21 protein-coding genes are annotated in these 26,303 nt (G+C 71.8%); 11 read left to right on the forward strand and 10 right to left on the reverse strand.

Translation table 11 applies throughout. The annotated features are described in order from the left end of the window. The first annotated feature begins 190 nt into the window (after window positions 1–190). The 3 genes from ppdK to ABZ434_RS06905 all read left to right on the forward strand — a co-directional run bounded on the left by ppdK (window position 191) and on the right by ABZ434_RS06905 (window position 5,028). Window positions 191–2,902: a pyruvate, phosphate dikinase gene (ppdK, locus tag ABZ434_RS06895; RefSeq protein WP_359132702.1), complete on the forward strand. Its 2,712-nt coding sequence runs from the start codon at window positions 191–193 to the stop codon at window positions 2,900–2,902. Window positions 2,903–3,431: 529 nt separating this feature from the next. Then, the gene (locus tag ABZ434_RS06900) at window positions 3,432–4,448 is read left to right on the forward strand and encodes a helix-turn-helix domain-containing protein (RefSeq protein ID WP_359132703.1); all 1,017 of its coding nucleotides are present in this window, start codon (window positions 3,432–3,434) and stop codon (window positions 4,446–4,448) included. A 160-nt stretch (window positions 4,449–4,608) separates the two neighbouring features. After that, entirely contained in the window at window positions 4,609–5,028 is a 420-nt protein-coding gene (locus tag ABZ434_RS06905; RefSeq protein WP_359132705.1) for a VOC family protein, read from the forward strand. A 57-nt stretch (window positions 5,029–5,085) separates the two neighbouring features. Here ABZ434_RS06905 and ABZ434_RS06910 read toward each other — a convergent pair whose 3' ends face one another. The 4 genes from ABZ434_RS06910 to ABZ434_RS06925 all read right to left on the reverse strand — a co-directional run bounded on the left by ABZ434_RS06910 (window position 5,086) and on the right by ABZ434_RS06925 (window position 10,538). After that, window positions 5,086–6,252: an alkaline phosphatase PhoX gene (locus ABZ434_RS06910; protein ID WP_359132706.1), complete on the reverse strand. Its 1,167-nt coding sequence runs from the start codon at window positions 6,250–6,252 to the stop codon at window positions 5,086–5,088. Window positions 6,253–6,368: 116 nt separating this feature from the next. Next, window positions 6,369–6,728, reverse strand: coding sequence for a nitrite reductase small subunit NirD (nirD, locus tag ABZ434_RS06915; RefSeq protein ID WP_359132707.1), 360 nt, complete (start codon window positions 6,726–6,728; stop codon window positions 6,369–6,371). Next, on the reverse strand, window positions 6,728–9,322 hold the full coding sequence (nirB, locus tag ABZ434_RS06920; RefSeq protein WP_359132708.1) for a nitrite reductase large subunit NirB: 2,595 nt from the start codon (window positions 9,320–9,322) through the stop codon (window positions 6,728–6,730). The genes nirD and nirB overlap by 1 nt, the downstream gene beginning before the upstream one ends. Window position 9,323: 1 nt before the next feature. Beyond that, a complete protein-coding gene (locus tag ABZ434_RS06925; RefSeq protein ID WP_359132709.1) occupies window positions 9,324–10,538 on the reverse strand; it encodes an FAD-dependent oxidoreductase in 1,215 nt (404 codons plus the stop codon). A gap of 182 nt (window positions 10,539–10,720) precedes the next feature. Between ABZ434_RS06925 and ABZ434_RS06930 the strand changes: the two genes are divergently transcribed. Continuing rightward, entirely contained in the window at window positions 10,721–11,509 is a 789-nt protein-coding gene (locus tag ABZ434_RS06930) for a TSUP family transporter (RefSeq protein ID WP_359132710.1), read from the forward strand. A gap of 20 nt (window positions 11,510–11,529) precedes the next feature. Here the strand turns inward: ABZ434_RS06930 and ABZ434_RS06935 are convergent, their stop codons facing one another. From ABZ434_RS06935 to ABZ434_RS06950, 4 genes are all read right to left on the reverse strand, one after another. After that, window positions 11,530–12,153, reverse strand: a complete 624-nt coding sequence (locus tag ABZ434_RS06935) for a class F sortase (RefSeq protein WP_359132712.1) — start codon at window positions 12,151–12,153, stop codon at window positions 11,530–11,532. Window positions 12,154–12,253: 100 nt separating this feature from the next. Beyond that, on the reverse strand, window positions 12,254–13,060 hold the full coding sequence (locus tag ABZ434_RS06940; protein ID WP_359132913.1) for a hypothetical protein: 807 nt from the start codon (window positions 13,058–13,060) through the stop codon (window positions 12,254–12,256). A gap of 376 nt (window positions 13,061–13,436) precedes the next feature. Continuing rightward, on the reverse strand, window positions 13,437–13,898 hold the full coding sequence (locus tag ABZ434_RS06945; protein ID WP_359132713.1) for a DUF5990 family protein: 462 nt from the start codon (window positions 13,896–13,898) through the stop codon (window positions 13,437–13,439). 80 nt (window positions 13,899–13,978) lie between these two features. Then, complete coding sequence (locus ABZ434_RS06950; RefSeq protein WP_359132714.1) at window positions 13,979–14,779, reverse strand: aminotransferase class IV family protein; 801 nt, start codon at window positions 14,777–14,779, stop codon at window positions 13,979–13,981. A gap of 87 nt (window positions 14,780–14,866) precedes the next feature. Here ABZ434_RS06950 and ABZ434_RS06955 point away from each other — a divergent pair, with 87 nt between their 5' ends. Next, window positions 14,867–15,490: an NAD(P)H-dependent oxidoreductase gene (locus tag ABZ434_RS06955; RefSeq protein WP_359132715.1), complete on the forward strand. Its 624-nt coding sequence runs from the start codon at window positions 14,867–14,869 to the stop codon at window positions 15,488–15,490. A 64-nt stretch (window positions 15,491–15,554) separates the two neighbouring features. After that, window positions 15,555–15,893 (forward strand): divalent-cation tolerance protein CutA, encoded by a 339-nt coding sequence (cutA, locus tag ABZ434_RS06960; RefSeq protein WP_359132716.1) that lies wholly within the window; start codon window positions 15,555–15,557, stop codon window positions 15,891–15,893. Here the strand turns inward: cutA and ABZ434_RS06965 are convergent. Both ABZ434_RS06965 and ABZ434_RS06970 read right to left on the reverse strand, forming a co-directional pair. Next, window positions 15,845–17,983 (reverse strand): molybdopterin oxidoreductase family protein, encoded by a 2,139-nt coding sequence (locus ABZ434_RS06965; RefSeq protein WP_359132717.1) that lies wholly within the window; start codon window positions 17,981–17,983, stop codon window positions 15,845–15,847. The two genes, cutA and ABZ434_RS06965, sit on opposite strands and share 49 nt — an antisense overlap. A 105-nt stretch (window positions 17,984–18,088) precedes the next feature. Next, on the reverse strand, window positions 18,089–18,820 hold the full coding sequence (locus ABZ434_RS06970) for an ElyC/SanA/YdcF family protein (protein WP_359132719.1): 732 nt from the start codon (window positions 18,818–18,820) through the stop codon (window positions 18,089–18,091). A 116-nt stretch (window positions 18,821–18,936) separates the two neighbouring features. Between ABZ434_RS06970 and ABZ434_RS06975 the strand changes: the two genes are divergently transcribed. From ABZ434_RS06975 to dnaG, 5 genes are all read left to right on the forward strand, one after another. Beyond that, window positions 18,937–19,752: a Cof-type HAD-IIB family hydrolase gene (locus ABZ434_RS06975; protein WP_359132908.1), complete on the forward strand. Its 816-nt coding sequence runs from the start codon at window positions 18,937–18,939 to the stop codon at window positions 19,750–19,752. Between the two features lie 89 nt (window positions 19,753–19,841). Next, window positions 19,842–20,771, forward strand: coding sequence for a sirohydrochlorin chelatase (locus ABZ434_RS06980; RefSeq protein ID WP_359132720.1), 930 nt, complete (start codon window positions 19,842–19,844; stop codon window positions 20,769–20,771). A 36-nt stretch (window positions 20,772–20,807) separates the two neighbouring features. Further along, a complete protein-coding gene (locus ABZ434_RS06985; RefSeq protein ID WP_359132721.1) occupies window positions 20,808–22,154 on the forward strand; it encodes a deoxyguanosinetriphosphate triphosphohydrolase in 1,347 nt (448 codons plus the stop codon). Between the two features lie 246 nt (window positions 22,155–22,400). Beyond that, on the forward strand, window positions 22,401–23,660 hold the full coding sequence (locus tag ABZ434_RS06990; RefSeq protein WP_359132722.1) for an FAD-dependent oxidoreductase: 1,260 nt from the start codon (window positions 22,401–22,403) through the stop codon (window positions 23,658–23,660). A gap of 579 nt (window positions 23,661–24,239) precedes the next feature. Further along, a complete protein-coding gene (dnaG, locus tag ABZ434_RS06995; protein ID WP_359132723.1) occupies window positions 24,240–26,144 on the forward strand; it encodes a DNA primase in 1,905 nt (634 codons plus the stop codon). Window positions 26,145–26,303: the final 159 nt, after the last annotated feature.

A 26,303-nucleotide genomic window follows, 5' to 3' on the forward strand; every position in this document is an offset into this window, starting at 1 on the left:
GATGCGTGTTCATTCGTTCAAGAGGTGAAGGCTGTCACTCCATCGACCTATGGGTCGCTCCACTTTCGATCTGCTGGCGGACGGGTGGTTGCGGCCGCACGACGCGCAAGCGCACGTACCCAGACACCTTCGATCTGGGTATGTTCCTCGCCGTCAGGGCAGCCACCGCGTCGTCGAGGAGTCGAGACCCGTGTCGGAAAACGAAGACCTTCAGAAGTTCGTCTACGACTTCACCGAGGGCAACAAGGAACTGAAGGACCTTCTCGGCGGGAAGGGTGCGAACCTCGCCGAGATGACCAACCTCGGGCTTCCGGTCCCTCCGGGTTTCACGATCACCACCAAAGCCTGCAAGGTCTACCTCGACAGCGGCGAGGAGCCGGCCGCCCTGCGCGACGAGGTGAGTGCGCACCTCGACGCGCTTGAGGCGCGGATGGGCAAGAAGCTCGGCCAGGCCGACGACCCGCTGCTCGTCTCCGTCCGCTCCGGGGCCAAGTTCTCGATGCCCGGCATGATGGACACGGTCCTCAACATCGGCCTCTCCGACGCCTCCGTCGTCGGCCTCGTCGCCCAGTCCGGCGACGAGCGGTTCGCGTGGGACTCCTACCGCCGCCTGATCCAGATGTTCGGCAAGACCGTCCTCGGCGTCGAGGGCGACCTGTTCGAGGAGGCGCTGGAGGCCGCCAAGGAGGCCAAGGGCGTCACGGTCGACGTGGACCTCGACGCGGGCGACCTGAAGAAGCTGGTCAAGCAGTTCAAGAAGATCGTCACGCGCGACGCCGGACGCGACTTCCCGCAGGACCCGCGCGAGCAGATGGACCTGGCCATAAAGGCCGTCTTCGACTCGTGGAACACCGACCGGGCCAAGCTCTACCGCCGCCAGGAGCGCATCCCGGGCGACCTCGGCACCGCGGTCAACGTCTGTTCCATGGTCTTCGGCAACCTCGGCCCCGACTCCGGTACGGGTGTCGCGTTCACCCGGGACCCCGCCAGCGGCCACCAGGGCGTCTACGGCGACTACCTGCAGAACGCGCAGGGCGAGGACGTCGTCGCGGGCATCCGCAACACCGTGCCGCTCGCCGAGCTGGAGTCCATCGACAAGAAGTCGTACGACCAGCTGATGCAGATCATGGAGACGCTGGAGACCCACTACAAGGACCTCTGCGACATCGAGTTCACCATCGAGCGCGGCCAGTTGTGGATGCTCCAGACCCGGGTCGGAAAGCGCACCGCCGGTGCCGCCTTCCGGATCGCCACCCAGCTCGTCGACCAGGGGCTCATCGACGAGGCCGAGGCGCTCCAGCGCGTCAACGGCGCACAGCTCGCGCAGCTGATGTTCCCGCGCTTCGACGACGAAGCGAAGACCGAGCGGCTGGGCCGCGGCATCGCCGCGTCGCCGGGTGCCGCGGTAGGCAAGGCCGTCTTCGACTCGTACACCGCGGTCAAGTGGTCCCGCTCCGGCGAGAAGGTCATCCTCATCCGCCGTGAGACCAACCCGGACGACCTCGACGGCATGATCGCGGCCGAGGGCATCCTGACCTCGCGCGGCGGCAAGACCTCGCACGCCGCCGTCGTCGCCCGCGGCATGGGCAAGACGTGCGTCTGCGGAGCCGAGGACCTGGAGGTCGACACCAAGCGCCGCCGGATGACGGTGGGCGGGCGGGTCGTCGAGGAGGGCGACGTCGTCTCCATCGACGGCTCCACCGGCAAGGTGTACCTCGGTGAGGTCCCCGTGGTGCCGTCGCCGGTCGTCGAGTACTTCGAGGGCCGGATGCACGCGGGCGCCGACGACGCCGACGAGCTGGTCGCCGCCGTGCACCGGATCATGGCGTACGCGGACCGGGTGCGCCGGCTGAGGGTACGGGCCAACGCGGACAACGCCGAGGACGCCCTGCGGGCCCGCCGCTTCGGTGCCCAGGGCATCGGGCTCTGCCGTACCGAGCACATGTTCCTCGGCGAGCGCCGCGAGATGGTCGAGAAGCTGATCCTGGCCGACACCGACCAGGAGCGCGAGACGGCCCTGGAGCAGCTGCTGCCGCTCCAGAAGGCCGACTTCATCGAGCTGTTCGAGGCAATGGACGGACTGCCTGTCACCGTCCGGCTGCTGGACCCGCCGCTGCACGAGTTCCTGCCCGACATCACCGAGCTCTCGGTCCGGGTGGCGCTCGCGGAGTCCCGCAAGGACGCCAATGAGAACGACCTGCGCCTGCTGCAGGCCGTGCACAAGCTGCACGAGCAGAACCCGATGCTCGGTCTGCGCGGGGTCCGGCTCGGCCTGGTCATCCCCGGCCTGTTCGCCATGCAGGTGCGGGCGATCGCCGAGGCCGCGGCCGAGCGCAAGAACGCCAAGGGCGACCCGCGCGCGGAGATCATGATTCCGCTCGTCGGCACGGTCCAGGAGCTGGAGATCGTCCGTGAGGAGGCCGACCGGGTCATCGCCGAGGTCCAGGCCGCCACGGGCACGAACCTCAAGCTGAAGATCGGCACGATGATCGAACTGCCGCGCGCCGCGCTGACCGCCGGGCAGATCGCCGAGGCGGCGGAGTTCTTCTCCTTCGGCACCAACGACCTGACCCAGACGGTGTGGGGCTTCTCCCGCGACGACGTGGAGGCCTCGTTCTTCACCGCGTACCTGGAGAAGGGCATCTTCGGGGTGTCGCCGTTCGAGACGATCGACAAGGACGGCGTGGGATCGCTGGTACGCAGCGCGGTCGCGGCCGGCAAGGCCACCCGCCCCGATCTGAAGCTCGGCGTCTGCGGCGAGCACGGCGGCGACCCCGAGTCGGTGCACTTCTTCCACGAGGTGGGCCTGGACTACGTCTCCTGTTCGCCCTTCCGCATTCCGGTGGCCCGCCTGGAGGCCGGCCGGGCAGCCGCGGAGTCGCGGGGGAGCGACAGCCGCTGACCCGGCAGAGCCACTGATTCCGCGGGCTGCCACCGGACCGGACGACCCTCATCGGTCCGGTGGCGGCCGCGGAACTCCCTGAGGCGGCGGCACCCTGTGCGGGGGTGCCGCCGCCTTGTCATGTGCGGGAGAGCCTGTGCGGGGGCACCGCTGTCAGGCTCGGACGGTGGGAATGCGAGCGCTTTCTGCAATGCCCCGCATCTCATTGCTTCGTTTGATGCGCAAAGAGATGAGCGGGAACGGGACCGGGGTGCGGTCCATGGATCCCCATCCATGGACCGCACCCGGCTTACCCCCGTCGAGTGCGGAGCCGCACCGTCGCCAACCGCCGCCGAACGAGCAAAACCCCCCACGGCCTTCACTCGCTCTTCCGGTGGCTTCGGAATCGCACCCGACGTCGTACAGCCTTTCGGGTGACGGTGGGTCGGGGCGAGACGTTTCACCTCTGGCCGAAACCCCGTGGTGACGTGTAGTTACCCTTCGCATACTCTGTTGCGGGGCAATTGCAGGTGCAAGGGGTGGGGGTTCGGTGCTGCGTATCCATGTCTCCGGGTGGGACCTTTCCAAGGTGCGGATGGCCACCGGGCCGGACGCATTATGGGAGACCATTCTCAGCTTTCACCGGCTGAGAGACCGGCGGGCTTCCACGGTGTTCGGGAAATGGCGCTCCGAGACGCGACCGCGGTTGAATGGTGAAGTACGTCTGCTGTCCGCCGTGGTTCCACCGCGCGGCTATTTCCCGGACTCCCTGACGCCTTCTCAGGACGCCGCCGAACCGATGGACTTCACCACCGGAATGGAGGCACTGCGCGACACCCCGCCCGAGCGGCTGCACGCCGAACTGGAGCTCCTGGGCGCCCAGGGATCGGCCGGCGGCCGCGGCGCGGCCCGGCAGAAGGTCCGGCCGGTGGCGCTGGACGCGCTGGGCGAGGGCCGGGCCGAGCCCCTGGGCCGGCTCATCGGGGTCCTGCGTGCGTACCACCGGGCCGCCGTGGAGCCGTACTGGCCGCACATCCAGGCCAGCGTCGAGGCCGACCGCGCCGTGCGCGGACGCGCGCTCCTGGACGGCGGCGCGGAGGAACTGCTGGCCTCGCTCCCGCCGGTGATCCGCTGGCGGGCGCCCGTGCTGGAGGCGGACTACCCGGTCGACCGTGAACTCCACCTGGACGGCCGCGGCCTGCTCCTCCAGCCGTCCTTCTTCTGTCGCGGCACCCCGGTCGTCTACCGCGACCCCCTGCTCCCGCCGGTGCTCGTCTACCCCGTCGCCCACGCCGCCGCCCCGGTCTTCGCCGAACCGGGCCCCTGGCTCGGCCGACTGCTCGGGAACACCCGCTCGACGGTCCTGAGGGTCATCGGGGACGGCTGCACGACCAGCGAGCTGGCCCGCCGGGCCGGGGTCTCCCTCGCCTCGGCGAGTCAGCACGCCTGTGTGCTGCGCGAGGCAGGCCTGGTGCGCACCCTGCGCCACGGCAGCTCGGTCCTGCACACGCTCACCCCGCTGGGCGGCTCGCTGCTGCGGGGCGGCGCTCCGCTGGCCGTGTCCTGAACACCCGGGCCCCCGGGCTGCGAGGTGATGTTTTCCGTCCGGCGCCGCGCGGGAAGGATTTTCCGTCCGGCGCCGATGAGTTCCCGGCGGACCCGGCGTCTACCTGTCGTAACGCGTTCGAGAAACGCACCCGGGACACCACCGAGAGAGCGAGACGGCCATGCCTCAGATGATCTTCGTGAACCTGCCGGTCAAGGACCTGGAGACGACCAAGGGCTTCTTCGGCAAGCTGGGCTACTCCTTCAACCCCCAGTTCAGCGACGAGCACACCGCCTGTCTCGTCATCAGCGACACGATCTTCGCCATGCTCCTCGAGGAGCCGCGCTTCAAGGACTTCACCAAGAAGGAGATCGCGGACGCCTCGACGCACACCGAGGTGATCCTGGCGCTGAGCGCCGACAGCCGCGAGAAGGTGGACGAGCTGGCCGACACGGCGCTCGCGTCCGGTGGATCGCCGGCCAACGAGACCCAGGACCTCGGCTTCATGTACGGCCGCTCCTTCCAGGACCCGGACCACCACATCTGGGAGGTCGTCTGGATGGACCCGGCGGCCGTCGAGGCCGGCGGCCAGCCCGGCTGATGGCGGGGAGACAGCCGCGCGGCGCCACTGCGGGCGCCGCACGGCCGGGGCTCCGTCTCAGCTGCGGAACGGCCCCGTGACCTCGTACGTGATGCCGCCGGAGGAGCTTCCGCTCGTCCCGCGCTGCGAGGAGAAGTAGAGCCGGGTCCCGTCCGGGGAGAACGCCGGGCCGGTGATCTCCGAGCCGGACTGGCCGCTGATCCGCAGGAACGGGGCGACGGTGTCGTCCGGGGTGATCAGGCAGATCTCCATGTTCCCGCCGTCCTCGGCGACGTACAGGTCACCCGAGACCGACCGGGTGACGTTGTCCACGCCGGTCAGCGGGGCGCCGCCGCCGGTGACCAGCGAGTCGTCGTAGGCGAGCGAGAGGCTGGACGCGTTCGCGTCGTACGCCCACACCCGGTTGTCGCCCTTCGTGGTGAACCAGCAGGTGCCCGCCGCGTAGAAGCAGCCCTCGCCGCCGTTGAACACCTTGGCGCCGGAGACCTGGTAGCGGGTCAGCGTGGGGGAGCCGTCCGGGTCGGGGACCGTCGCCCAGGTCACCGGGCCGGAGGTGCCCGTGCCGGCCACCAGGACCTGCAGGGTGCCGGAGGACAGGCTGCCCCAGGTGGTGGGGCGGAAGCGGTAGAAGCGGCCGTCCGTCTCGTCCTCGGTGAGGTAGACGTACCCGTGGTCCGGGTCGGCCGCCGCAGCCTCGTGCTTGAAGCGGCCCAGCGCGGGGCGCTGCACGGCCGCGTTCACGCCCCAGGGGTCCGTCTCGTAGACGAACCCGCGACTGACCTCCTCGCAGGACAGCCAGGTGTTCCACGGGGTGCGGCCGCCGGCGCAGTTGTTGTTGGTGCCGGACAGGATCCGGTAGGCGGAGGTGACGGTTCCGGAGGAGTTGAAGCGCACCGCGCTCGCCCCGCCGCCGCTGCCGGAGGAGACCTCGGCGTTCGAGACGTAGATCCAGCCGCTGCCGTCGGCGAACGTGGCGCCCCCGTCGGGTGCGCTGTGCCAGGCGTACGAGGTGCCGGGGACGGTCTGTCCCGAGCGGGCCACGATTCTGCTGGTGAAGCCGCTCGGCAGCAGGATGCCGTTGCCGTTGGCCGCCTGCAGCGCGCCGTACGGGCCGGTGGCCGGCTGGGCGGGGCCGGCGAAGGCGGCACCCCGCCACAGGGTGCCGCCGAAGGCCGCCGCCGAGCCGCCGATCACCGCTGTGCGCAAGAAGGTCCGACGTTCCACGATCACTCCACGGGTGACGTGAGGGCCCGCCGGTCCGGTCGGCCCGGCGGGTCGAACGTCAGGACACTAGGGGTGCGCAGTTGACGGAGCGTCAACGGCCGGTGAACGGGCCGCGATCAGTCCGCGCGGACCTCGAAGACCGGTACGGACACCTCGTCGTCGTCCAGGCACGCGCCCGTCGCCAGGTCGAAGCGCTGCTTGAGGAGCGGGGAGGCGACGAACGGCTGCCCGCCGTCCGAACCGACCAGCCCGCGCGACAGGACGTACGCCCCGGTGAACGGGTCGCGGTTGTCGATGGCGTACGTACGCCCCGCCCGGTCCACGAACAGTGCGACCTGCCGGCCGTCCGGGAGGAGGGCTGCGACGCCACGGCCCGGCGTCAGCAGCGAGCGGTCGCAGACCGTGAGCCAGTCGTCCCCGGCGGCGAGCCGGATGACCTGGGTGTCCTGCGCGGTCTCCATCGTCTGGGTCGTCATCAGGAGGCGGTCCCTTCAAGAGTACGGATGGCGAGAACCGGGCCCGCGAGGATGTCCAGGTCGGGCTTGACCTGGTCGCGTTCCGGGACGAACTTCACCGACGGGTCGGGTGCGTCGGGTGCGTTGACGAAGGTGACGAAGCGACGCAGCCGCTCCGGGTCGTTGATGGTCTCGGCCCACTCGTCGCGGTAGCCGCGGACGTGGTCGGCCATCAGCCGCTCCAGCTCGTCGCAGAGCCCCAGCGAGTCGTGGACGACGACGTCCCGTACGTGCTCCAGGCTGCCCTCGATCCGGTCCAGCCAGGTCGAGGTGCGCTCCAGCCGGTCCGCCGTGCGGATGTAGAACATCAGGAACCGGTCGATGAGGCGCACCAGTTCGGCATCCGACAGGTCCTGGGCCAGCAGGTCCGCGTGGCGCGGGGTGGCACCGCCGTTGCCGCCCACGTACAGGTTCCAGCCGCCGGCCGTGGCGATGATCCCGAAGTCCTTGCCCCGGGCCTCGGCGCATTCGCGGGCACAGCCGGAGACCGCCGACTTCAGTTTGTGCGGGGAGCGCAGGCCCCGGTAGCGCAGTTCAAGATCGATCGCCATCTTCACCGAGTCCTGCACGCCGTAGCGGCACCAGGTCTGCCCCACACAGGACTTGACCGTCCGCAGCGACTTGCCGTACGCGTGCCCCGACTCGAAGCCCGCGTCGACGAGCCGGGTCCAGATCAGCGGCAGCTGGTCGACGCGGGCGCCGAAGAGGTCGATCCGCTGACCACCGGTGATCTTGGTGTAGAGGCCGAAGTCCCGGGCCACCTCGCCGATCACGATCAGCTTCTCCGGGGTGATCTCGCCGCCGGGGATGCGCGGCACGATCGAGTACGAACCGTTGCGCTGCAGGTTGGCCAGGAAGTGGTCGTTGGTGTCCTGAAGGGCCGCCTGCTCGCCGTCCAGCACATAGCCGCTCGCGCCCACCGTGGGTGCCAGGGAGGCGATGACCGAGCCGATCGTCGGCTTGCAGACCTCGCAGCCCTCGCCGCCGCGCGCCGCCTCACGGCCGTGCGAGTCGAGCAGCTCGGCGTAGGAGGTGATCCCCAGGGTGCGGACGATCTCGTACAGCTCGCTGCGGGTGTACGAGAAGCAGCCGCACAGGCCCTTGTCCTGGCTCTGCGGGAGCAGCTGGCCGATGACCTTGACGCAACTGCCGCAGCCCGTACCCGCCTTGGTGCACTTCTTCACCTCGGGCAGCGTGGTGTGCTCGCAGATCGCGCCCTTGGTGACGTTGTGGCAGGAGCAGATCACGGCCTCGTCGGGCAGTGAGGAGGGGCCGAGGGTGACCGGGGCCCCCGCGCCGGCCGGCAGCACCAGCTGCTCGGGGGCGACCGGCAGCACCGTGCCCGTCATCGGGCGCAGCGTCCCGTACTGGTCGGCGTCCCCGACGAGCACCCCGCCGAGCAGGGTGCCGTCCTGGCCGATCACCAGCTTCTTGTAGACGCCGGAGCGCGAGTCCGCGTACACCACGTCCAGGCAGCCCTCGGAGGTGCCGTGGGCGTCACCGAAGGACGCCACGTCCACGCCGAGCAGCTTCAGCTTGGTCGACAGGTCGGCGCCGGTGAACGCCGCCTCGTTTCCCGCGATCACTTCGGCGGCCGTCTGCGCCATCTCGTAGCCGGGCGCCACCAGGCCGTACACCCGGCCGTCGGAGGCGAGCGCGCACTCGCCGATCGCGAAGACCGCCGGGTCGGAGGTGCGGCACTCGTCGTCGACGATGATGCCGCCGCGCTGGCCGACCGCCAGTCCGCAGTCCCGGGCCAGCTGGTCGCGGGGCCTGACACCGGCCGAGAAGACCACCAGGTCCGTGGCGAGGGAGGAGCCGTCGGAGAGCGACATCCCGTTGACCGAGCCGTCCTCGCCCGCGGTGACCTCCTGGGTGCCGACGCCCGTGTGGACGGTCAGGCCCATGTTCTCGATGGTGCGCAGCAGCGCAGCGCCGCCGCCGTCGTCGACCTGGACGGGCATCAGACGGGGCGCGAACTCCACCACGTGCGTGTCGAGGCCGAGCCCCTTCAGCGCGCCCGCGGCCTCCAGGCCGAGCAGTCCGCCGCCGACGACCGCCCCGGTCGTCGCGGTCTTCGCGTACTCCTCGATCGCGAGCAGGTCCTCGATCGTGCGGTAGACGAAGCAGCCCTCGCTGTCCTTGCCGGGGACGGGCGGGACGAACGGGTAGGAGCCGGTGGCCAGCACCAGGGTGTCGTACGTGAAGGTCTCGCCGGAGCGTGCGGTGACCGTGCGGGCCTCACGGTCCAGGGACTCGGCGGGGTCACCGATCCGCAGCTCGAAGCCGTGCCGCTCCATGAAGCCCTGCTCGACCAGCGACAGGTCCTCGGGGGTCTTCCCCGAGAAGTACGAGGTCAGCTGCACCCGGTCGTAGGCGGCGCGGGGCTCCTCGCAGAGGACGATCACCCGGGCGGTGCCCGCGGTGGCCGTCAGCCCGCGGTCGGCGAGGGCCTCCAGGAACCGCTGACCGACCATTCCGTGTCCGACGACCACGATGGTCGGCACGGCTGCTGCGGTGGAGGTGTGGGCGGTCGGGATAGTGGACACCGGCATCTCAGAAGCCTCCGTCGTTGGTGAGCAGGTGGAGCAGGGACGTTTCGGCGGGGAGCGGTGCGTCGTCCTGCCAGGTGCGGGCCAGGGTGCCGACCGCGGCGAGATCACCGAGCAGCACACCGCCCGCCAGCCGGTCGCCGCGGACGACGACCGTGCGGTAGGCGCCCCGGGTGGCATCGGCCAGCCGGATCACGTCGTCGCCGGGCAGCGGCCGGGAGTCGCCGAAGGCGGCGAGATCGAGCGATCCCGCACCGGGCGCGTCCGGGCCGTTCAGCGTCAGCCGGGTGAGCGCCCGGGTGCCGTCGTAGCGGGCGGGCCGCCCGGCCAGCACCTCGGCGAGCACGTCGGCCTGCTCCAGCGCCGGGCCCGCGAGCCCGTACACGGTGGAGCGGTGCTCGGCGCAGTCGCCGACGGCGTGGATGTACGGATCGGAGGTGCGCAGCTCGTCGTCGACGACGATGCCCTTGCGGACCTCCAGGCCGGCCGCCTGTGCGAGGACCGTCCGGGGGCGCACCCCGCAGGCCAGCACGGTGATCTCGGCCGCCAGTTCGTAGCCGTCTGCGAGCTCCACGGCCCGGACCGCACCGTCGGAGCAGCGCAGCCCGCGGACCCGGCACTCGGTGTGCACCTCGACGCCGAGGGACTCCAGATGACTCCGCAGCAGCCCGGCCGACTCCGTGTCCAGCTGCCGCTCCATGAGGTGCTCGCCCTGGTGGGCCAGCACCACCTGGGCGCCGCACTCGGCCAGTGCGCGGGCCGCCGACACACCCAGGAGCCCGCCGCCGATGACGACCGCGTCGACCCCCGGCCGCACCGAGGCCCGCAGTGCCATGCAGTCGTCGAGGGTGCGAAAGGCGTGCACCCCGTCCGGCATCGTGTTCCCGAGTCCGCGCAGCGGCGGGAGCACCGGGTTGGAGCCGGTCGCCAGCACCAGCCGTCCGTAGCGCACGACGCTTCCGTCGTCGCAGTGCACCAGCCGGTCGTCCCGGTCGATCCGCACCACCCGCACCCCGCGCCTGACCTCGGCCGGGGGGAGCGCGATCACATCCGCCGGATACCGCCCGGCCAGCACCTCGGCCAGCAGTACCCGGTTGTAGGGGGCGTGCGACTCCTCGCCGATGACGGTGACATCGGGCACCCGGGCGGCCAGGCGTGCGCCCGCCATCCCGGCGCCGATCACCACCACCCGCGCCGTGTTCTCCGTCCGTGTCCTCATGACAGGAAGCGTGACCTGAGGGTGTTACCCGTCCGGATCCCCACTGTTTCCCGGGAGGAACCTTGCGCTCAGCGCCCTCGGAACGTCTCTGTGAGGGGAGACGAGGCCCTGGAGCTCAGAAGTGGCTCAAGATTCCCGGGACGGTTGGACGGGGCACCTACCTTCTCCTTAGGGTCGCGATCATGCCTGACATAACCCTGACCACCCTCGTCGTGCTGTGCCTCGCGGCGGCCGCGGCCGGCTGGATCGACGCGGTGGTCGGGGGCGGCGGGCTGCTCCTGCTGCCCGCGCTGCTGCTCGGACTGCCGCACGTCCCGGCCGCCCAGATCCTCGGCACGAACAAGGCGGTCGCGATCGTCGGCACGTCGGGCGCCGCCGTGACCTATGCGCGCAGGGCGCCGGTGAACGTCGGGACGGCGCTGCGGATCGGGCTGGCGGCGCTCGCCGGCTCGATGACGGGGGCCTTCTTCGCCGCCGGGATCAGCAGTGACGTGCTGCGTCCGGTGATCATGGTGGTGCTGCTGGCCGTCGCCGCGTTCGTGATGCTGCGGCCCCAGTTCGGCCGGTCCGCCGAGGAGGGCGCGCCGCCCCGGGTCACCCGCGCCCGCACCGTCACCGCGATCGTCCTGGTGGGCGGCGGCATCGGCCTGTACGACGGGCTCTTCGGACCGGGTACCGGCACCTTCCTCGTGCTGGCGCTCACGGCGGTGCTCCACCTCGACCTGGTGACGGCCTCCGCCACCGCCAAGATCGTCAACGTCTGCACCAACGGCGGGGCCCTGGCGATGTTCGCGTACCAGGGCAACGTGATGTGGCAGCTGGCCGCGCTGATGGCGGTGTTCAACCTGGCGGGCGGACTGTTCGGGGCTCGGACGGCGCTGCGCAAGGGCAGCGAGTTCGTCCGCGGGGTACTGCTGGTGGTGGTCTTCTCGCTGGTCGCGAAACTCGCCTTCGACCAGTGGCAGGCCTGACGGCCGGATCGGGCGAGGCGTCAGCGCACTCCGGTGAGGTGGGCGTACGCGACCACGTTCCCCTCGTAGCCGGTCGACTCGGAGAACCCGCCGCCGCACGTGATCAGGCGCAGCGAGGCGTGCTCCGAGGCCCCGTACACCCGGCGGTCGGGGAAGTCCTCGTTGTCGTACACCTCGATGGCGTCGACCGAGAACACGGCGGTGCGGCCGTCCTGGCGGAGGACCTCCACGGTGGTTCCCTTCTTCATCGACCCCAGGTCGTAGAAGACGGACGGGCCCTGGGCGTTGTCGACGTGACCGGCGACGATCGCGGTGCCCCTGGCGCCGGGCGGGGGACCGTCCTTGTACCAGCCGACGATGTCGGTGTTCCCGGCCGGCGGTACGTCGAGGCTGCCGTCCGGTCCGAGGCCGAGCCGCATCATCGGCGCGTCGACCCGGATGCCGGGGATGGTGAGGCGCACGGGTGCGGAAGGCCGCAGCGGCTCGGCGACCGGTGACCCGGGCAGCAGTCCGGGACCGGCGGCGAAGGCGTCGGCGGAGGCCGGGGCCGGTGGGGTCAGCTGGGCGTCGGCGCCGTTCCGGACCAGCCAGAGACCGGTCAGCGCCGCGACGACGAGCAGCCAGCCCTTGGCCTTCTGGGACACCGTCGTCCTCCGGGTGACGAGAGGGTGGATACGGTCCCGTCCCGGTGGCGCGAGGCCACCGGGACGGACACCGGGCGGTACGGAGAGGTGGAAGTCTCCGTCAGCTGCCGTCCTGCGTGCCGCTCGCCCGGCGACGCAGGAGCCAGGCTCCGCCTACGGCGGTCGCGGCGAGTACGCCGGCTCCCGCCGCGATCTGGGTGGTGTCCGGTCCGACGCTGCCGCCGACACCGGTCTTCACATGCCCCGTGGGGGCGGTGGGCGCGGCCGAGGTGCGATGGCCGGAGGGGGTCTCGTGACCACCGGACGAGCTGTCGTGCCCGGCGGAGCTCTCGTGGCCGGAGGGGGTCGGGCGTGCGGTGGGCGTCCCGCGACCGGGAAGCACGGGGGCGTCCGGCACGAGGGCCGCACCGGAGGCCTCGGCCTCGTCGAGCCCCGTGGTGTCGTACTCCTCGGAGTCGTAGAGGTCCGTGGGCAGACCGGCACCGGCGGGGGAGTCCTCCTCGGAGGCACCGGCGGCGCTGTCCTTGGCCGCGGTGCCGGCCGCCTTCACCTCGACCTCACCGGTGGCCCGCTTGCCGTTCTCGCAGGCCACGTCGATGCTGTACGGCCCCGGCTCGATGTTGCCCGGCACCTGGAACGAACCGGCCAGGACCTCCTCGAGGGTGGCCGGTGCCAGCGCGAACTCGGAAGCGTCCAGGGAGCTCGCGTCACCGGTGGCACCGGTGTCGCTGCCGCAGGCATTGGTGTTCACGGTCACCGTGGTGCCCGGGGCGGCACTCGCGGGAGTGATCTCCAGTGGCCCGAGCTCATCCCCGTACGCGGACGGGGCGGCGGCGCAGAGGCCGAGCGCGGCAGCGGCGAGGGCCGCGGCGGCGGTGCCGGTCACGAGGCGAGCAGGACTGCGCATGGGGTTCCTCCGAGCGGGGATGGCGCCGGGCTGGTGTGTCCTGGTTCCGAGCTAACGGCCGTCCCGCCACCCATGCATGCTGACACCGAGTCAGCATTCACCCGATCGGACCGGCGCCGCCTGCTTGCCACCGCTCATACGCGCAGGTCACAGCGGTGGTGGTGGAGCGGGTGCCCCGTTCTTCGGTGCCCGGTGCCGATCGGGTGATGCCCCCGAGATGGAAGTGGCGTACGTCACATGCATGACCCGCGCGTGAGCGGGCAGACGATGCTCACCCCCCACGGGACGGTGTGCACAGCCGCCCCCGGCCACCGCCCTCACCGAGCCCACCCCCCCTGGGCTCGATGAGGGCGGTTTCCTGGGCCGGGAGTGTCCCTCAGGCCGGCGCGGCGGCAGACCACGTGATCACCGGTGGCCGGACCCTCGCGCAGAGCGGCTGTCCCTTGGCGTCGGAGAGGGGCAGCCGTGCGGTGAGGTGCCCGGAGCGGACGGCCGCTTCGAGGACCTCCGCGTCGATGTCGGCGAACATCAGCTTGGCCCGCCGGAACATGGAGAACAGCCCGTCCGCGTCGACCGTGCCCCATGACAGGTAGACGAACCGTCCGCCGAGCCGGTTCTGCACGTACGGTCCGCTCACCTCGATGCCGTCCGGGCCGGCGGCGGCGGCGCAGTCCAGGGTCCAGTGGGCGGCGGGGGCGTCGCCGGGGTGCAGCCCGAGGAGCTCGTCGGGCCGGTCCTTGCGCTGGACGCCCACGTGGATGTTCTCGCGGCCGGCGAAGTCGCCACCGGGCCCGCAGTCGCGGCCGGGCAGATGGGAGCCCTCGATGTGGATCTGCATGCGGGACGGAGGCCCTTCGGTCGGGTGCTGTACGGGTCGGTGGTTCGTCGTCGCGGCCGGGCCGCCTGCGGTGCGCGTCGTCAGACGGTCTCCCGGGGCGCGGCCTCGTACGCTGCCGCCAGCCCTTTCATCAGCTCCTCGTCCACCGTGAACACCGTGTCGTCGATCCGGGCGACCGGTGCCATGCCCTGTGAGTTGGTGACGAACGCCGACCGGTAGGCCCCCAGCCCTGCCAGGCCCACCGGCCGGCGCAGCGACGGCACGCCCGCGCCCGGCAACTCCTGTTCCAGCAGCGCCATGGTGATGCCCAGCAGTGCGGGCGCCTGTGGCCAGATGACGGAAGTGCCGTCCCAGAAGCCGATGTTGGTGATCGCGCCCTCGGTCACCGCGCCGTCCGGCAGGGTCAGCAGAGCATCGTCGAAGCCGTCCCGGCGGGCGAGCTCGCCGTAGTAGGTCTGGCCGAAGTCGCCGGCGCGCTTGAGGTGCGGCGCGGTGCGCGCGTACGGGACGGACTTCAGCTGCACCGGCCCCGGGGCCATCCGGGCCGGTCCGCGCACCGTGACCATGACGGTCGTCGCGGCGGCGCCCGGCGGCCGCAGTCCGTGCACCCGCACCGAGGCGTCCGCCGCCCCCGCGCTCCGCAGCGCGTGCCGGATCAGCTCCCGCACCGCACCGCCGGCCAGGGGGAGTCCGAACAGCTCCCGGTTCGCGGAGTCCAGCCGCTCCAGATGGAGTCCCAGGCCGCGCACCCGGCCATCCCTGACCTGCATGGCCGTGAAATGTCCGTAGCCGAAGAAGGCGGCCGTGCGCAGGTCGTCCTCGGTGGCCGGATGCCCGTCGAACTCGGCGTAGGGGAGCGCTGCGGCTGCGGGATTCGTCATGCCGCCCACCGTATGCCGACACCCGCCGCGGGCGGGCCGGACGATGCCGCTTGACCTCAACCATGGTTGACGTACGAGTCTCTGCACATGGACCTCATCACCGCCGGATCCACGGCCACCGCTCTGCCCGTCACCGCCCCCCTGAAGGTCGCGGTCATCCTCGCCAGCAACCGCGAGGGCCGGTTCGCTCCGGTCGTCGCCGACTGGTTCCGCTCCCGTACCGACGGCCATCCCGGCATCGAGACCGACCTGCTCGACGTCGCCGCACTCGATCTCCCGACCGCCCTCTCCCACCGCCCCGGACCCGAGGACCAGGCCCTGCTGGCCGAGGTCTCCGGCCGGCTGGATGCCGCAGACGCCTTCGTCGTCATCACCCCGGAGTACAACCACTCCTACCCGGCCCCGCTCAAGAACCTCATCGACTGGCACCGCGCCGAATGGCAGGCCAAGCCCGTCGCGTTCGTCTCCTACGGCGGGGTCTCCGGCGGCTTGCGCGCGGTCGAGCACCTGCGGCAGGTCTTCGCCGAGCTGCATGCCGTCTCGATCCGAGACACCGTCTCGTTCCACAACGCAGGCGCCCTCTTCGACGACGAGGGCAGGCACCGCGACCCGGTCGGCCCCGACGCCGCGGCGAAGACGCTGCTGGACCAACTGCTCTGGTGGGGGCGGGCGCTGAGGGAGGCCAGGGCGGCGCACCCGTACGGGGGCTGACTGCGTACCACCGCCGCCTGACCGACAATCCGGAGGAGGACCCGCCGACCCGAGGAGACCCAAGGTGACACCGCCCGCATGGCTGTCCGTGCTGACCACGACGGACAGCGAGGAGAAGGCCCAGCTCCTGGCGCAGGGCGCGGTGGAGGCACGACTCGCCGCCTGCGTCCAGATCTCCGCGCCCCTCACCTCGGTCTACCGGTGGCAGAACGCCATCGAGACCACCGAGGAGTGGCAGCTGACCTTCAAGACGACGGCCGAGCGGTACGACGAGCTGGAGGCGTACCTCCAGGAGGCGCACGACTACGAGACCCCGGAGATCATCGCCCTGCCGGTGCTCCGGGGCAGCGCCCGCTACCTGGGCTGGGTGTCGGCGGAGACCGCGCCGGTGACCTCGCTCTGAGGAGCGCCCCCCGCCTCCACCCGCACCGCGCACACCTTGAACTCCGGCATCTTCGACACCGGGTCCAGGGCCGGGTTGGTCAGCGTGTTGGCCCGGCCCTCACCCGCCCAGTGGAACGGCATGAACACGGTGTCCTCCCGGATCGCCACGGTGATCCGGGCCGGCGCCACCGCCCGCCCGCGCCGCGAGGTGACCGCCACCGGAGCGCCCTCCGCCACCCCGATCCGCTCGGCGAGCCGGGGATGCAGCTCCACGAAGGGCCCCGGGGCGGCCGCGTTCAGCTCCGCCACCCGGCGGGTCTGCGCCCCCGACTGGTACTGGGCGACGACCCGGCCCGTGGTCAGCACCACCGGATACTCCGCGTCCGTCTCCTCGGCGGACGGCCGGTGCGTGACGGGTACGAACCGGGCGCGCCCGTCGTCCGTCGAGAACCGGTCGAGGAACAACCGCGGCGTACCGGCGTGTTCCGTGTCCGGGCACGGCCAGAAGACCCCGTCCTCGGCGGCGATCCGCTCGTACGTGATGCCCGCGTAGTCCGCCGGGCCGCCCGCCGACGCCCGGCGCAACTCGTCGAACACCTCCTCCGGGTCGGCAGGGAACCCCTTCCCGTGCCCCAGGAGGCCGGCCAGCCCGTGCAGCACGTCCAGGTCGCTGCGCACGCCCTCCGGCGCGGTGACCGCGCGCCGGCGCAGCAGCACCCTGCCCTCCAGATTGGTGGTCGTCCCCGTCTCCTCGGCCCACTGCGTCACCGGCAGCACCACATCGGCCAGCGCGGCCGTCTCCGACAGCACCACATCGGCGACCGCCAGGAAGTCCAGCGACCTCAGCCGCTGCTCGACGTGCCCCGCGTGGGGCGCGGACACCACCGGGTTCGACCCCATCACCAGCAGCGCCCGCACCTCGGTGCCCAGCGCGTCCAGCAGCTCGTAGGCGCTGCGCCCCGGCCCCGGCAGTGTGTCCGGATCGACCCCCCACACCTCCGCGACATGGCGGCGCGCCGCCGGGTCGATGAGCTTGCGGTATCCGGGCAACTGGTCGGCCTTCTGGCCGTGTTCACGACCACCCTGGCCGTTGCCCTGCCCGGTCAGACAGCCGTAGCCGGACAGGGGGCGCCCCGCCCGCCCGGTGGCCAGCGCGAAGTTGATCCACGCACCCACCGTGTCCGTGCCCTTCGCCTGCTGCTCGGGGCCCCGCGCGGTCAGCACCATGCCGCTCTCCGCGTCGCAGAACATCTCGACGGCCGCCCGCAGCTGCGGCACCGGAACCCCGGTCAGCCGCTCCACCAGCTCCGGCCAGTGGGCCATCACCCCGGCCCGCGCCTCGTCCCAGCCGGTGGTGCGCTCCCGTACGAACTCCTCGTCCACCCGTCCCTGCGACACGACCAGGTGAAGCATGCCGAGCGCGAGCGCCAGGTCGGTGCCGGGCCGGGGGGCCAGGTGGAGGTCCGCCTGCTCGGCGGTCCTGGTGCGGCGCGGATCGATGACGATCAGCCGGCCGCCGTTCTCACGCAGCTCGGTCAGATAGCGCAGCGCGGGCGGCATCGTCTCCGCGAGGTTCGACCCCACGAGGATCACGCACCCGGTGCGCGGGATGTCCTCCAGCGGGAACGGCAGCCCGCGGTCGAGACCGAAGGCCCGCTGGTGCGCGGCGGCCGCCGACGACATGCAGAACCGCCCGTTGTAGTCGATCTGGGAGGTGCCGAGCACCACCCGGGCGAACTTTCCGAGGGCGTACGCCTTCTCGTTGGTCAGCCCGCCACCGCCGAACACCCCGACCGCGTCGGCCCCGTGCTCCGCGCGCGTCCCCCGCAGCCCTTCGGCGATCCGGGCCAGCGCCTCGTCCCAGCCGGCCGGCTCCAGTTGCCCGCTCGCCGCATCGCGTACGAGCGGCCCGGTCAGCCGCACCGCGGAGGAGAGGACGGCGGGCGCCGACCGGCCCTTGCCGCACAGGGCGCCCCGGTTCACGGGGAAGGCGGTGCGTTCCTCCACCTCGACGACCGCGTCGCCGGCGGCCGGTCGCAGGTTCATGCCGCACTGCAGTGCGCAGTACGGGCAGTGGGTCGCGGTGGCGGCAGTCGCGGTGCTGGTCATGACCCCAGACTGCGAGCCGGGTGTTACACGGGTGCCCGCTCCCGGTTACACCGCCGGTACGCGCACCTCAGCCCGCCCGGCAGGCGGCGGTGAGGTGCGCTGCCGTCACCGGTCGTCCGCCGCGAGAGCCGTGGCCACGCCCGGCTCCGCCGGCCCCAGGAAGTGCGGATCCGGCTGGAAGAGGGCGTCCAGAGCCGCCTTCCCCGCCGCGAACACCTCCCGGGTGCCGCCGTAGTACCAGGTCACATCGTGTACGGCCTCGACACCTACGCCGTACGCATCGATCCCGGCCGCCCGGCACAGCGCGATCGCCCGCCGGATGTGGAAGCCCTGGCTCACCAGCACGGCCCGCTCGACCCCGAAGATCTTCCTGGCCCGCACGCACGAGTCCCAGGTGTCGAAGCCGGCGAAGTCGCTGACGATCCTGTTGTCCGGCACCCCGTGCGCGACCAGGTAGGTGCGCATCGCGTCAGGCTCGTCGTACTCGGCGCGGCTGTTGTCGCCGGTCACCAGCACGACCTTCACCTTCCGGTCCCGGTAGAGCTCGGCCGCGGTCCGCAGCCGGTTCGCGAGATACGGGGACGGTCTGCCGTCCCACAGCCCCGCGCCGAACACCACGGCGACCTGCTGCGCGGGCACGTCCGCCGCCGTCCTGACCCGGGCGTCGGCGACCGTGTGCATCCACGTGGCCGGGGCCAGCGCCAGCACACAGGCAACCATCACCCCCTGCACGGCCGTGCGCCTGCCGCGCCGGGTCCGCGGCAGGCGCGGCCGCCACCGGACGGCGGTCCGCCGCAGCACCCGGACCGCCTGTCCTCCCCCTGGCCTCAGCCGCATCGGATCCCCCACATCCCTCTCGTCGTGCACACCATCCCCTACCGGTTGACGAGCAGACGGCCGAAACGGTTCTCCGCCACCACCGCCGGTAACATCGCCCGATGTTGCTCCCACGGCTGATCGCCTCAGATCTCGACGGCACCCTCCTGCGTAACGACGGCACGCTCTCGCCCCGCACCCTGCGAGCCCTGCGCAGGGCCGAGGAGGCCGGTACGGAGATCGTCATCGTCACCGCCAGACCTCCCCGGTTCGTCGACCGGCTCGCCGAGGCCACCGGCCTCGCGGGCACGGCGGTGTGCAGCAACGGTGCTCTGGTGTACGACATCGCGACCCGCACGGTCGCCTCCTCCCGCGTCCTTTCCCTCGCCACCGCCCAGCGGGTCGCCACCGCACTGGCGGCCGCCGTGCCCGAGGTGGGTTTCGCCCTGGAGACCGGCAACCAGGTGTTCTACGAGCCGGCCTACCGCCTGCGCCTGTCCGAGGACGTCGGCGCCGAACTCCCGGTCCCCTCCCTCGCCGACCTCTGGCTCACCGAAGCCCCCGTCACCAAGCTGCTCGTCTGGTCGGACCGGATCGACGCCGACACCCTGCTGGCCGCCGCCCGGTCGGGCGCGGGCGACGAGGTGCAGCTCACCCACTCGGGCGGGCGCGGACTGCTGGAGATCAGCGCACAGGGCGTCACCAAGGCCGGCACCCTGGAAGTGCTCTGCGCCGCCCGGGGCATCGACGCCACCGAGGTCATCGCCTTCGGTGACATGCCCAACGACCTCACCGTCCTCGCCTGGGCGGGCACCGGTTACGCCATGGCCAACGCCCACCCGTCCGTGCTCGCCGCCGTGGCGGCGCACACCGGTACCAACGAGGAGGACGGTGTCGCCGACGTGATCGAGCGGCTGTTCGCCGGGCAGGTCCTGCCGGAGCCTGCCGTCTGACAGTGGGCAGGGGCTCCCGGTGAGACGGCGGAAAACGGCTGTGACCGGCGCGCAACGACGCGGCAACGTGCGCCCGGCACCATCGGTCCATGACGGAGTCGGCACCGGAACGCCCCCAGGAGTCCCTGCCTCTCGACAGCACCGCGCAACTGCTGGCCCGCATCGCCGCACAGCTCGGCACCCAGCTCAGCCTCGTCTCCCTGAACGGAACCCGACGGCCCATGCACCGCACCCCGCACAGCAACGTGACCCCGCTGACACCAGCGGCCCCCGCCCTCGTCGCCGTCGCGCACGGCAGCCGGGACCCGCGGGCGCTGCACACGGTGACGGAGCTCCTGGACCGCGTGCGGGAGCTGAGGCCCGGGCTCGACGTCCGGCTCGGCCACATCGAGCTCAACGAACCCCTCCTCCCACAGACCCTGGGCGCCCTCGGCAGCGGTGAGGCGGTCCTCGTCCCGCTGCTGCTGGGCCGCGGCTACCACGTGAAGCAGGACATCCCGCAGGCCGTCGCAGGCGCCGCCGCGCTGCGCACCCGCACCGCCGCGCCCCTCGGACCACATCCGCTGCTGGTCGAGGCGCTCCACGGCCGGCTCACCGAGGCCGGCTGGCGGACCGAGGACGACGGGAACCGCAGCAGTGCCGTGGTCCTGGCCGCCGCCGGTTCGCGGGACCCCGAGTCGGCCGCCGGCACTCGCCGCACGGCACAACTGCTCAGCGAACGGCTCGGCGGGGTGCCCGTCGTGCCCGCGTACGCCTCCGCCGCGACGCCCACCGTCCCGGCCGCCCTGCGCGCGCTGGCCGCCCGCGGCCGCCGGCGGGTCGCCGTCGCCTCGTACTTCACCGCGCCAGGACGCTTCGCCTCGGCCGCGGCGGCGGAGGCCACCTGGATCGCCGCCGACCCGCTCGGCGCCCACCCGGCCATGGCACGCCTGCTGCTCCACCGCTACGACCGGGCACGGGCAACCGGCGCACCGGCGCACGAAACCCTGATGAACACACGTTTCCTGGCCTCCGCCTGAGCCCTCCTGTCAGCCCGGCGGATTAGTGTCGGGCCCATGGAAGGCACAGACGGCACGGACAACGCGCACGACACGGACACCGCCCACGGCGCACAGGACCCCGGCGCGGCCCTCTACGGCGTCGCCGACGCCGAGCGCTGGGACACCGAGCCGGACAAACGGCCCGGGCGCACCGCCTTCCAGCGTGACCGCGCCAGGGTGCTGCACTCCGCGGCCCTGCGCAGGCTCGCAGGGAAGACCCAGGTCGTCACCCCGGGCACCCGCAGCCACGTGTGGGACGCCAGCCCGCGGACCCGCCTCACACACTCGCTGGAGTGCGCCCAGGTCGGCCGCGAACTCGGCGCCGCGCTCGGCTGCGACCCGGACCTGGTCGAGACGGCCTGCCTCTCCCACGACATGGGCCACCCGCCCTTCGGGCACAACGGCGAGCAGGCACTCAACGACTTCGCCTCCGACTGCGGTGGCTTCGAGGGCAACGCCCAGTCGCTGCGGCTTCTGACCCGCCTCGAACCCAAGCGGTTCGTGCCCGACACCCGCACCGGCGAACTGGTCAGCGTCGGGCTCAACCTCACCCGCGCCGCGCTGGACGCCGCCACCAAGTACCCCTGGCCCCGAGGCGCCCACCCCACCGACCCCGGCTCCCCGAAATTCGGGGTGTACGAGGACGACCTGCCGGTCTTCCACTGGTTCCGCAAGGGCGCCCCACAGGACCGCAAGTGCTTCGAGGCCCAGGTGATGGACTGGTCCGACGACGTGGCGTACTCGGTCCACGACTTCGAGGACGGGCTGCACGCCGGTCACATCGACCCCAACTGCCTCGACGCCGAACCGGAACGCCAGGAGATCTGGGCCGTCGCCATCGGACGGTACGTACCCGCGGACACCGATCCCCAGGAGCTGTCCGACGCCCTCGACCGGCTCATCAGCCAGGACTGGTGGCCGCACGGCTACGACGGTTCGGCCGTCGCCCAGGCGCGGCTCAAGGACGCCACGAGCCAGCTCATCGGGAGGTTCTGCCTCGCCGCCGAGAGCAGCACCCGGCAGGCGTACGGCACCGGGCGCCTCGGCAGATACGGTGCCGAACTGGTCGTCCCCCGCGAGGCGCGCCACGAGTGCGCGGTCCTCAAGGCCGTCGCCGACCGCTACGTCATGCAGCGCGCCGAGCAGGAGGCGATCCGCGCCGACCAGCGGATCGTCATCGCCGAACTGGCCGCCGCCCTGACCGCCCGCGCCCCCGAGGGCCTGGAGCCGCAGCTGCGCGCGCTGTACGAGGCCGCCCCCGACGACCGCGCCCGCAAGCGGGTCCTGGTCGACCAGATCGCCGCGCTGACCGACGCCTCGGCCCGCTCCCTTCACCAGTCGCTCACCGCCCGCCGAGGCTGAGGGCCGCCATGGCGGCCCTGGGGCGCGGCGGTAACGGATGGCGAGCCGCAGGTGATCTGCTGGTGCACGTACCGCATCGCAGGGAGCCCGCCCGCGCACCCCTGCTTCCGGTGTGCGGGCCCCGGTCGGCACACTGGCATATGACCACTGGGCGTGACCTGATCGGGTCACACCCTCTTTCGCCATCACGCTGCGTGCGGGACGCTCGCAGTTGGCGCCGCGCAGCAAGCACCGAGGAGGCATCAAGTGGTCGACGCACATCGGACGTTCGTCATCGTCGGCGGAGGACTGGCCGGAGCGAAGGCAGCGGAGACGCTCCGTGCGGAGGGTTTCAGCGGCCGGGTCATCCTGATCGGCGATGAGCGCGACCATCCGTACGAACGCCCACCGCTCTCCAAGGGCTACCTGGGCGGCAAGGAGGACCGCGACAGCGTCTTCGTCCACGAGACCGCCTGGTACGCGGGGGCCGACATCGAGCTCCACCTGGGCCAGCCCGTCACCGCACTCAACCGCGATGCCCGCTCCGTCGAGCTCGGCGACGGCACCGTCATCCACTACGACAAGCTCCTCCTTGCCACCGGCGCCGAACCGCGCCGCCTCGACATCCCGGGCACGGACCTGGCGGGCGTCCACCATCTGCGCCGCCTCGCCCACGCCGACCGGCTGCGCAACGTCCTGGCCGCGCTCGGCCGCGACAACGGCCACCTGGTGATCGCGGGGGCCGGCTGGATCGGCCTGGAGGTCGCCGCCGCGGCCCGCGGCTACGGGGCCGAGGTCACCGTCGTCGAGCCGGAGGCGACGCCGCTCCTCCGGGTCATCGGCCCCGAGCTCGGCCAGATCTTCACCGACCTGCACAGCGACCACGGCGTCCGCTTCCACTTCGGCGGCCGTCTCACCGAGATCGTCGGCCAGGACGGCATGGTCCTCGCCGTCCGCACCGACGACGGCGAGGAGCACCCCGCCCACGACGTCCTCGCCGCGATCGGTGCCGCCCCGCGCGCCGCCCTCGCCGAGGCCGCCGGGCTGGAGATCGCCCCACGTGAGCAGGGCGGCGGCGTCGCCGTGGACGCCTCGCTGCGCACCAGTGACCCGCACATCTACGCGGCCGGGGACGTGGCCAACGTGGCCCATCCGCTGCTCGGCACTCGGCTGCGGGTGGAGCACTGGGCCAACGCGCTGAACAGCGGCCCGGCGGCGGCCCGCGCCATGCTCGGCCAGGACGTGGCCTACGACCGGGTGCCGTACTTCTTCTCCGACCAGTACGACCTCGGCCTCGAGTACTCGGGCTGGGCGCCGCCGGGCAGTTACGACCAGGTCGTGATCCGCGGCGACGCGGGCAAGCGCGAGTTCATCGCGTTCTGGCTGAAGGACCACAAGGTGCTCGCCGGGATGAACGTGAATGTGTGGGACGTCACGGAGACCGTGCAGGAACTCATCAGGGCCGGCCAGCCGGTCGCCCCGGACGCCCTGGCCGACCCGTCCGTGCCCCTGGAGTCCTTGATCTGAGCGACGGCCTTCCCGGGTGCGGGTGCGGGTGCGTCGCGGGGTGCGGGGTTCCGGGGTGCGGGTCTTGTCCTCAATCGCCGGACGGGCTTGATGGGTGCGGGTGCCCCGCAGGCTGCGCCCCTTGTTCGGTGGGTGGGGGTCCGGGGTCCCTCCGGGGCGTCTCCTCAGACGACGAACGTTCCGCGGGTACGCAGCGGACCCGGGTATCTGTTCGTCGTCCTGCGGGGACTCCCCTGCACGCCCCCGAACCCGGCCGCCCTGCGTCTGCGACAGTCGATTCGCCGGGGTGCAGACGCGAGTGATGCCGGGTGGGGACGTGCAGGGCAGTCCCCGCAGAAAATGGCGTACGACCCGGGTACCGCTGCGTCGTCGGGTGCACACGCCATTTTTGAGGAGTCTGCCCGGAGGGGCACCACCCCCACCCCCCGGGCACGGCGCCCCGCGGGGACCCCGCACCAAAGCCCGTCCGGCGATTGAGGACGGAACCCCCCGCCACGGAACCCCGCACACAGGACCGCGGCAGACGCTCAGGCCCGCGTCCGGGCGTGGGCTGTCGTACCCCACCCGTAGACTTCACTCGTGGCAGGCAGGATCAATGACGACGACGTGAAGGCGGTCCGGGACGCGGTCCCGATCGACGCCGTCGTTTCCGAGTACCTCCAGCTGCGCAACGCGGGCGGTGGAAACCTCAAGGGCCTGTGTCCCTTCCACGACGAGAAGTCCCCCTCCTTCCAGGTCAGTCCGAGCAAGGGTCTCTTCCACTGCTTCGGCTGCCAGGAGGGCGGCGACACGATCGCCTTCGTGCAGAAGATCGACCATCTGACGTTCGCGGAGGTCGTCGAGCGGCTCGCCGCCAAGGCAGGCATCACCCTGCGGTACGAGGAGGGCGGGTACAACCCCTCCCACCAGCGCGGCGAGCGCATCAGGCTGGTCGAGGCGCACAAGGTGGCCGCCCAGTTCTATGTGGAGCAGCTGGACGGCCCGGAGGCCGAGATCGGCCGCAAGTTCCTCGCCGAGCGCGGCTTCGACCAGGCGGCGGCAGCCCACTTCGGTGTGGGCTACAGCCCGGCCGGCTGGGACCACCTCACCCGCTATCTGCGCGGCAAGGGCTTCAGCGACAAGGAACTGATCGCCTCCGGCCTCTCCCAGGACGGCAGGCGCGGGCCCATCGACCGCTTCCGTGGCCGGCTGATGTGGCCGATCAGCGACACCTCGGGCGAAGTCGTCGGCTTCGGCGCCCGCAAGCTGCGCGACGACGACAACGGCCCGAAGTACCTGAACACCCCCGAGACCGCGATCTACAAGAAGTCCCAGGTGCTGTACGGCATCGACCTGGCCAAGAAGGACATCGCCAAGGCCAGCCGGGCCGTCGTCGTCGAGGGCTACACGGACGTGATGGCCTGCCATCTCGCCGGGGTCACCACTGCCATCGCCACCTGTGGCACGGCGTTCGGCGGGGACCACATCAAGATCCTGCGCCGCCTCCTCATGGACAACGGCAGCGCCCGGGTGATCTTCACCTTCGACGGGGACGCGGCCGGCCAGAAGGCCGCCCTGCGCGCCTTCGAGGACGACCAGAAGTTCGCCGCCGAGACCTATATCGCGATCGCCCCGGACAACATGGACCCGTGCGACCTGCGCCTCGCCAAGGGGGACGAGGCCGTTCGTGACCTGGTCGAACCGCGGACCCCGCTCTTCGAGTTCGCGCTGCGCCAGATCGTCGGCCGCTACGACCTGGAGACCCCGGCGGGCCGCGCCGCCGCGCTCGACGAGGCGGCCCAGGTCGTCGCCAAGATCAAGACGGGCAGCGTGCAGCGGGAGGTCGCCGTCCAGCTCGCCGGCTTCGTCGGCATCCTGGACCAGGAGTACGTCGTCCACCGGGTCAACCAGCTCGCCCAATGGGCCCGTGGGCGCGGCGACCGGGGACCCGCACCCGCCGCCCGCGGCGGCTCACGGCGCCAGGAGATCCAGGCGCCGCCCGCCGGCCCCTCCGGCCCGGCGCTCAACCTCCGCAGCCCGGCCCACCGCACCGAGCGGGAGTTGCTCAAGCTGGCCCTGCAGAAGCCCGCCCTGGTCTCCCCGGCGTTCGACGCCTACGGGATCGACGAGTTCACCGCGCCGCCGTACGCCGCGGTCCGGCAGTGCATCGCGGAGGCGGGGGGTGCGGAGCTCGGTGTCCCCGAGACCCGCGAGTACCTCGTGAAGGTGCTCGACGCGACCCCCAACGACACGGTGCGCAAACTGGTCACGGAGCTCGCGGTCGAGGTCTTCCACGGCAAGTCCATCGACGAGGCGTACGCGGGCGAGCACCTGGTCAAGGTCCGCCTGCGTGCCGTCGACCGGCGGATCAACGACGTCCAGGGCAGCCTCACCCGCCTCGGCAGCAACGTGGCCCCGGACCACCTGGCCGCCGCGCAGAACGAGGTATGGGTGCTCCAGCAGTACGCCCAGTCCCTGCGCAACCACGGAGCCGACGCGCTCTGACAGCACGGCGACGATCCCGCGCCGGTAACCGGCCGGTCACGGTACGAACTCAGAAAGTCCCCGCACGCCCCTCGTGGCGGCTGTGTGTCGTACCCCACACTGATGGCGGTGCCTGAGTCATCGGAGCGCGGCCGGCCCACCGAACGGTGGTCCTCCATC

The sequence above is a fragment of the Streptomyces sp. NPDC005761 genome (assembly GCF_040630635.1).
In the GTDB taxonomy this organism is placed as follows: domain Bacteria; phylum Actinomycetota; class Actinomycetes; order Streptomycetales; family Streptomycetaceae; genus Streptomyces.

What these genes read in the sequence shown, in the direction of transcription:
- ABZ434_RS06980 (WP_359132720.1), top strand. Translation starts at nt 19,842, where the DNA reads ATGACGGAGTCGGCACCGGAACGCCCCCAGGAGTCCCTGCCTCTCGAC.
- ABZ434_RS06905 (WP_359132705.1), top strand. Translation starts at nt 4,609, where the DNA reads ATGCCTCAGATGATCTTCGTGAACCTGCCGGTCAAGGACCTGGAGACG.
- ABZ434_RS06940 (WP_359132913.1), bottom strand. Translation starts at nt 13,060, where the DNA reads ATGCGCAGTCCTGCTCGCCTCGTGACCGGCACCGCCGCCGCGGCCCTC.
- ABZ434_RS06955 (WP_359132715.1), top strand. Translation starts at nt 14,867, where the DNA reads ATGGACCTCATCACCGCCGGATCCACGGCCACCGCTCTGCCCGTCACC.
- ABZ434_RS06985 (WP_359132721.1), top strand. Translation starts at nt 20,808, where the DNA reads ATGGAAGGCACAGACGGCACGGACAACGCGCACGACACGGACACCGCC.
- ABZ434_RS06950 (WP_359132714.1), bottom strand. Translation starts at nt 14,779, where the DNA reads ATGACGAATCCCGCAGCCGCAGCGCTCCCCTACGCCGAGTTCGACGGG.
- nirD (WP_359132707.1), bottom strand. Translation starts at nt 6,728, where the DNA reads ATGACGACCCAGACGATGGAGACCGCGCAGGACACCCAGGTCATCCGG.
- ABZ434_RS06925 (WP_359132709.1), bottom strand. Translation starts at nt 10,538, where the DNA reads ATGAGGACACGGACGGAGAACACGGCGCGGGTGGTGGTGATCGGCGCC.
- ABZ434_RS06930 (WP_359132710.1), top strand. Translation starts at nt 10,721, where the DNA reads ATGCCTGACATAACCCTGACCACCCTCGTCGTGCTGTGCCTCGCGGCG.
- ABZ434_RS06965 (WP_359132717.1), bottom strand. Translation starts at nt 17,983, where the DNA reads ATGACCAGCACCGCGACTGCCGCCACCGCGACCCACTGCCCGTACTGC.
- ABZ434_RS06970 (WP_359132719.1), bottom strand. Translation starts at nt 18,820, where the DNA reads ATGCGGCTGAGGCCAGGGGGAGGACAGGCGGTCCGGGTGCTGCGGCGG.
- nirB (WP_359132708.1), bottom strand. Translation starts at nt 9,322, where the DNA reads ATGCCGGTGTCCACTATCCCGACCGCCCACACCTCCACCGCAGCAGCC.
- ABZ434_RS06945 (WP_359132713.1), bottom strand. Translation starts at nt 13,898, where the DNA reads ATGCAGATCCACATCGAGGGCTCCCATCTGCCCGGCCGCGACTGCGGG.